6 protein-coding genes, 1 tRNA gene and 1 other RNA gene are annotated in these 6710 nt (G+C 66.5%); 6 read left to right on the top strand and 2 right to left on the bottom strand.

The annotated features are described in order from the left end of the window. From SRAH_RS12115 to htpX, 5 genes are all read left to right on the top strand, one after another. The coding region (locus SRAH_RS12115) for an EF-Tu C-terminal domain-related protein (protein WP_076607016.1) at positions 1-120 on the top strand (120 nt) is incomplete at its 5' end. An 8-nt stretch (positions 121-128) separates the two neighbouring features. Then, positions 129-204: transfer RNA gene (locus SRAH_RS09330), tRNA-Trp, on the top strand. Between the two features lie 107 nt (positions 205-311). Further along, the gene (gene secE, locus SRAH_RS09325; protein WP_029463083.1) at positions 312-692 is read left to right on the top strand and encodes a preprotein translocase subunit SecE; all 381 of its coding nucleotides are present in this window, start codon (positions 312-314) and stop codon (positions 690-692) included. A gap of 3 nt (positions 693-695) precedes the next feature. After that, positions 696-1280: a transcription termination/antitermination protein NusG gene (gene nusG, locus SRAH_RS09320; RefSeq protein WP_029463082.1), complete on the top strand. Its 585-nt coding sequence runs from the start codon at positions 696-698 to the stop codon at positions 1278-1280. Positions 1281-1425: 145 nt separating this feature from the next. Continuing rightward, complete coding sequence (htpX, locus tag SRAH_RS09315) at positions 1426-2298, top strand: protease HtpX (RefSeq protein WP_029463081.1); 873 nt, start codon at positions 1426-1428, stop codon at positions 2296-2298. A 61-nt stretch (positions 2299-2359) separates the two neighbouring features. Here the strand turns inward: htpX and SRAH_RS12355 are convergent, their stop codons facing one another. Continuing rightward, positions 2360-4300, bottom strand: a complete 1941-nt coding sequence (locus SRAH_RS12355) for an NAD(P)/FAD-dependent oxidoreductase (RefSeq protein WP_045477011.1) — start codon at positions 4298-4300, stop codon at positions 2360-2362. A 148-nt stretch (positions 4301-4448) separates the two neighbouring features. Between SRAH_RS12355 and rnpB the strand changes: the two genes are divergently transcribed. After that, positions 4449-4794: RNase P RNA component class A (rnpB, locus tag SRAH_RS09340), an RNA gene on the top strand. Positions 4795-4829: 35 nt separating this feature from the next. On the opposite strand, the gene SRAH_RS09305 is transcribed toward rnpB, so the two are convergent. After that, positions 4830-6635, bottom strand: coding sequence for a diguanylate cyclase (locus SRAH_RS09305; protein WP_052369154.1), 1806 nt, complete (start codon positions 6633-6635; stop codon positions 4830-4832). Between the last annotated feature and the right edge of the window lie 75 nt (positions 6636-6710).

Genomic DNA, 6710 nt, shown 5'->3' with positions numbered 1-6710 from the left:
AACGTCTCCATCACCGTCAAGCTGATCGCCCCGATCGCCATGGAAGAAGGTCTGCGCTTCGCTATCCGCGAAGGCGGGCGCACCGTGGGCGCCGGTGTGGTGGCCAAGATTCTGGATTGATTTCGCGTAGGGGTATAGCTCAATTGGCAGAGCGTCGGTCTCCAAAACCGAAGGTTGTAGGTTCGATTCCTACTGCCCCTGCCACCTGACCGGCGTGCGGTCAGCAGTGGCATTTTCAAAGCCCGCCGAAGTCGCAAGACCTCTGGTGGGCTTGCGTTTCTGTAAAGAGCGCATTTTTAGGACTGAATTTCATGGCATCTCCCGAAGTAGAAACCGTCAGCAGTGGCGCCGACAAAGCCAAGCTGGCTGCGGCCGTGGTGCTGGCTGCGCTCGGATTCACCGCCTTCTTTATGCTCGAAGCCCAGGGGGCAATGGTGCAGTGGGCGGCGCTGCTGGTCTGCTTGGTGGCGGGTGCCGTGGTGTTTTTCGTCTCCGAATCCGGTCGGCAACTGATCGGCTACGGCCAGGACTCATGGCGCGAAACGCAAAAGGTGGTGTGGCCGGCGCGGCGCGAGGCCATCCAAATGACCGCCTATGTGTTCGCCTTCGTTTTTGTCATCGCCTTGTTTTTGTGGCTGTCTGACAGCCTGATCAGCTGGGTGCTGTACGACCTGATTCTGGGTTGGAGATAAGCCATGAGCGAAGAACTTGCAAGCATTGCCAACCCCTTGAGCGCCGCACCGGCCGAGGGCATGCGTTGGTACGTGGTACACGCCTACTCCGGCATGGAAAAGGCGGCCGAGCGCAACATCATCGAGCGCGTGCAGCGCGCCGGGATGCAGAGCAAGTTTGGCCGCATTCTGGTGCCGACCGAGGAAGTGGTCGAGATCAAAAACGGTGTCAAGCGCACCACCGAGCGCAAGTTTTTCCCCGGCTACGTGCTGGTCGAAATGCTGCTTGACGACGACACCTGGCATCTGGTCAAAAACACCGCCAAGGTAACGGGCTTCGTGGGCGGCGCGCGCACCCGCCCGACGCCCATTTCCGAGGCCGAGGTGCAAAAAATCATCGGCCAAATGCAGGAAGGCTCCGACAAGCCCCGGCACAAGGTCGAGTTTGTCACCGGCGAGTACGTGCGCGTCAAGGACGGCCCCTTCACCGACTTCAATGGCACGGTGGAAGACGTCAACTACGACAAAAACAAGGTGCGGGTCTCGGTCACCATCTTTGGCCGCGCCACCCCGGTCGAACTGGAATTCAACCAGATCGAAAAAGCCTGAGTGCGCTTGGGGCACGATGCCCCTCCACGGTTTTTTTGAGCGGTGGAACTCCAGGGCTTTGCAGTGGTCTTAAACCTGCGGCGGGCGGCGGTGCCTTACACTGTGCCCGCCCATCCCTGACCGAACCCAAGGAGTTCTACCCCCTATGAAACGTGTGATGCTGCTGATTTTGACCAACGTGGCCGTGATGGTCGTGCTGCTGGTCATGACGCGCCTGCTGGGCTTCGATCAATTCCTCACCGCGCAGGGCCTCAACCTGACGGCCTTGGCCGGTTTTTCGCTGGTGATTGGTTTTGGCGGGGCGTTTATCTCGCTGCTCATCAGCAAACCGATGGCCAAGTTCAGCACCGGCTGCCAGGTCATCCAGCAGCCGCGCAACGCCGATGAAGCCTGGCTGGTGCACACGGTGCAAAAATTTGCCGACAAGGCCGGCATCGGCATGCCCGAGGTGGCAATCTACCAAGGCGCCCCGAACGCCTTTGCCACCGGGGCCTTCAAAAATTCGGCGCTGGTGGCGGTTTCCACCGGGCTGCTGCAGAGCATGACGCGCGACGAGGTCGAGGCCGTGCTCGGGCACGAGGTGGCGCATATCGCCAACGGCGATATGGTCACGCTCACGCTCATCCAAGGCGTGATGAACACCTTTGTGGTGTTCCTCAGCCGCGTGATCGGCTACATCGTCGATCGGGTGGTGCTGCGCAACCAAAGCGATGCCCCCGGCATCGGCTACTGGGTGACCACCATTGTGATGGACATCGTGCTGGGCATTTTGGCGGCCATCATCGTCTCGTGGTTCAGCCGCCAGCGCGAGTTCCGCGCCGACGCCGGCGCCGCGCACCTGATGGGGCGCAAGCAACCCATGATCAACGCCTTGGCGCGCTTGGGCGGCCTGCAGCCGGGCCAACTGCCCAAAGAGATGCAGGCCATGGGCATCAGCGGCGGCGGCGTGCGCAAGTGGTTCTCCAGCCACCCGCCCATCGCCGAGCGCATCGCTGCGCTGCAGCAACACCAAGGCTGAGGCCGGGCCCGCTGCGGCGGGCCTTTGCTTGTGTCAGCCCCGCGCTGGGCCCCCTTGCGCCTCAGCCGTAAACCATTTCGCTGTCAGCGCCACCCTGCCGGGCCGGCCGCTGCGGCGGCGGCGCAGGCAGGCCCAGCGCCGCACAGGCCAGCGCTTCGGCCACCCGAATGCCATCCACGGCGGCCGACAAAATCCCGCCGGCATAGCCCGCGCCCTCGCCGGCCGGGTACAGCCCCTGCACGTTTAGGCTTTGCAAATCGTCGCCGCGCGGGATGCGCAGGGGCGATGAGGTGCGTGTCTCGACCCCGGTGAGCACGGCGTCGGGCAGGTCGAAACCCCGAATTTTCTTGCCAAAGGCGGGCAGGGCCTCGCGCAGCGCCTGCATGGCGTAGTCGGGCAGCACGGCGGCCAGGTCGGTTGGGCGCACCCCCGGCTGGTAGGAGGGCTGCACGCTGCCAAAGGCGCTGGAGGCGCGCTGGGTCAGCAAATCGCCCACGCGCTGCCCGGGGGCGCAGTAGTTGCTGCCGCCGGCCACAAAGGCGCGTGCTTCCAGGTCGCGCTGCAACACCACGCCCGCCAAGGGGTGTACTTGGCCGCGCTCGGCCAGCCCTTGCGCCTGCTGGGCATACGTGCGGCCGCGCTCGGGCCCAAAGGCGGCCTCCCAAGCCGCCGTGGCAGCCGGGAAATCAAGCGGGAAATCGCGCGGCTCGATCGCCACCACCAACCCGGCGTTGGCGTTGCGCTCCTGGCGCGAGTATTGGCTCATGCCGTTGGTGACCACGCGCCCCGGCTCGCTGGTGGCAGCCACCACGGTGCCACCGGGGCACATGCAAAAGCTGTAGACCGCGCGCCCGTTGGCGGCGTGGTGCACCAGCTTGTAGTCGGCCGCGCCCAGCAGCGGGTTGCCGGCGTGGCGGCCCCAGCGCGCGCGGTCGATCAGGCTTTGCGGGTGCTCGATGCGCACCCCGATCGAGAACGGCTTGGCTTGCAGCGCCACGCCCGCGTCGTGCAGCATGGCGAAGGTGTCGCGTGCGCTGTGCCCCAGCGCCAGCACCAGGCGCTCGCAAGGCCAGTCGTATTCGGTGCCTGTGGCTTGGTCGTGTACGCGCACGCCGCGCAGGCGCAGGGCTTGCGGCTCGGGTTCAAGCCCAGCCGCTGGCAGGGCCGGTGGCGCTGGCGAAGCGGCCACTTGCTTGGCGGGCTGGGCTGCAAGCTCGGCGGGCGCGAGCGGCTGCAGCAACAAGGCGCACACGCGCTGCTCAAAGCGGATCTCGCCGCCCAGGGCGATGATCTGCTCGCGCAGCGCCTGCACCACCTTGACCAGCCTGAAGGTGCCGATGTGCGGGTGCGCCTGATACAGGATGTCGGGCGGGGCCCCGGCGGCCACAAACTCTTGCAGCACCTTGCGCCCGAGCCAGCGCGGGTCTTTGATCTGGCTGTAGAGCTTGCCGTCGGAAAACAAGCCGGCCCCGCCCTCGCCAAACTGCACGTTCGATTCGGGCTGCAACTGCTGCTTGCGCCACAGGCCCCAGGTGTCGGCGGTGCGCTGGCGCACCGGGCGGCCACGCTCCAGCACCAAGGGTTTGAGCCCCATCTGTGCCAGCGCCAGCGCCGCAAACAGGCCGCAGGGGCCAAAACCAATCACCACCGGGCGCTGCTCGGGGGCCGCAGGCCATTCGGCCGGGGCGAAAGCCGGGGCCTGCCAGCGCATGTCCGGGCTGGGTTGGATGTGCGAGCGGCCCGCGTGGCGCTGCAGGCATTCGGCCTCCAGCGCCGGGTCGGCCAGTTCCAGATCGACCACATAAACCACGCGCAACTGCACCGAGCGGGCGTCGAAGCTGCGCTTGTGCACCTGCAGTCTGGCAATCTGCGCTTCGGTAACGCCCAAGGTCTGTGCGGCCAGCGCGCGCAGCGCGCCTAGGGGATGCACGGATTCGGGGTCGCCCTCTGCGGGAAAGGGCAGGGCGGACAAATCGAGTTTGAGTTCAGATAAGCGCAGCATGGCGGGCTCGTTTTGATCAAGCAACGGGATGGGGATGATACGCTGCTAAGTCCCGTTGAAGGCGGCACAAGGTGCGGCTGGCGTGGTGCCAAAGTGTGGCTCGGCGAAGAGCGCACGGGTCTGCGCCAAGTGGGATAATCCACCCCGTGAAGCCCGCCAGACCGCCGCTGGCGCAAGGCCCGAAAGGGCGCGCTGGAGGAACGTCCGGACTGCACAGGACGGCGCAGCAGCTAACGGCTGCCCACCGCAAGGTGAGGATCAGAGCAACAGAGACGAGTCCCCAGGAACCATCCGCTTTGGCGGCCGGAGCCCGGGGGGTGAAACGGGCAATCTCTGCGCGCAGCAACACCAAGTAGGCCAGCGTTGACGTGGTTCCGCGGAGCTGGCGGGTAGGTGGCACCGAGCCGTGTGGGCGACCCACGGCCCAGATAAATGGCGGTCACGCGGCGGGCAACCGCCGTGCACAGAATCCGGCGTATCGGCGGGCTTCACACTTTTTTAGCGCCAGCGGCTAGGCGGGTCTGCCGCTTCAGGGCATTTGCATCAGGCCGGTGGGGGGCTCGATGCGCGGCGCGTCGGCCGCAAACCGCACCCCATTGCGCTGCTGCTTGGCGCCATACATGGCCCAGTCGGCGGCACGCAACAGGTTGTGCAAATCCATGCCGTCGTCGGGGCAGAGCGCCACCCCAATCGAGGCCGAGACCTGCAAGGGGTGTTCGCGGTAGTGGATCGGGGCATCGAGCAGAAGGCGCAGGCGCTCAAGCATGGCATCGAGCTCCGGGCGCGCCGGGCATTGGCCGATCAGCAGCACGAATTCGTCGCCGCCCAGGCGCGCCACCACATCGCGGGTGCGCGAATGGCGCTGCAGGCGGCGCCCCACTTCGGCCAATACAAAGTCGCCCGCCTCGTGGCCCAGTTGGTCGTTGATGGGTTTGAAGCGGTCGAGGTCGAGCAGCACCACGGCGTGCTGCCCCGGGCGCCGCAACAAACTCTGGCTGATCTCAATCAAGCCGCGCCGGTTGGTCAGGCCGGTGAGCGAGTCGGTGGTGGCGGCCAGAGCCAAGCGATCGGCGCGCCGCGCCAACAGGGCATTTTCGCGCTGCACGTGCCGAATGCGGGCGCTCAAGGCGCCAGAGAGCACCAAAGACTGCACCAGCAAGCCCAGTTCCAAGCTGTTGTGCTGCAAAAACAACCAGTCGCTGCCGCCCCAGTTGACCAGCAGCACCGCCACCACCGAGGCAAAAGGGGCCAGCGAACCCAGCAAATACCAGCGTGCCGGGGTGAAGCCGCGCCGCCACAGCTGCGCCGCAATCAGCGCCAGCACAAGGCTGCCAAACAGGGCGATCAGTTCGTTGGCTTGGTGCGCCCCAACCGACCACCCCGCCAGCCCTAGGCACAAGCTGCCCAGCGCCAGCACGGCCAACAGCAGCAACACGGCATCAAAGGGGGGTGCCGTCTGGCGTGTGTTGAGAAAGGCGCGCGCAAAGCCGGCGCTGGCCACCAGCCACAGGGCCGGAAAACTCACATAACTGTGCTCGATCCACCACGGGCTGTTTGGCCACAGGTATTGGGCCGCGTGGCCGTTAAAGCTCAGCAGGGTGAGCAAGGCGGCACCGCTCATGGCGCCGAACCACGCAAAGGGGGGTTCGCGAAACGACAACCAAAGCGCCAGCGCGGCAAACAAAAAGGCCACCAGGGCGCCATAAACCACCCCGTCAAACAGGCGCTGGTGTTGGCGCGCCAGGTGCAGGTCGCTCTCGTGCCAAAGCGTGGGCGTCATGTGCTGGTCGATGCTGGATTGCACCCGCAGGTAGACCGTGTAGGTGCCGGCTTGGGGCAGGTCGAGCACAAAAGTCAGGCGCTCCAGCCCCAGCGGGCGGCTCGCAAAAGGTCGAATCAGGCCGCTAGCCTGCGGCGGCGCCAGCGCGGTGCCGTCGGCGGCAAAGGGGCCGAAAAGGGTGACGTCGCGCAGCGCGGTGCTGGGCAAGGCCAGCAGCCAGCGCCCGTGCGCCTGTTGGGGTTGCAGCACCAGCCGCTGCCACCACACGGTGGGGCCGCCGGCGCGCAAAGGCTGGTTCGGCGTGCTCCACCGAGCCGCTGCCGAGGCTGCGCGCACCTCGTCGAGTGTCAGCAGCCCAGTCGGGTCAGCCAGCACCGCCACCTGCCCCTGCAAGGCCAAGCCGCCGGGTCCGCGCACCGGCACCACCCCCGCCTGCATCGGTTGTTCGGGCGCCGCAGCTGGGGGCGCCAGCGCGCCACCCTCGCGCGCGCTGCCGGCCGCCCACGCGCTGGCCAGCAAGACGCCGGCCGCCCAGAGCAAGACCAGCCGCAACAAAAGCCCCAATTGCCGTGCCAGCCCTGCCGCCCAGCGCCTTGGCAGCGGCCGGCCCCAAACCCCCGCGCCACCCAA

The sequence above is a fragment of the Serpentinimonas barnesii genome, from assembly GCF_000696225.1.
Lineage (GTDB): Bacteria > Pseudomonadota > Gammaproteobacteria > Burkholderiales > Burkholderiaceae_C > Serpentinimonas > Serpentinimonas barnesii.
The sequence above is the reverse complement of the archived record's forward strand: the minus strand, read 5'-3'. Positions and strand labels throughout refer to the sequence as shown.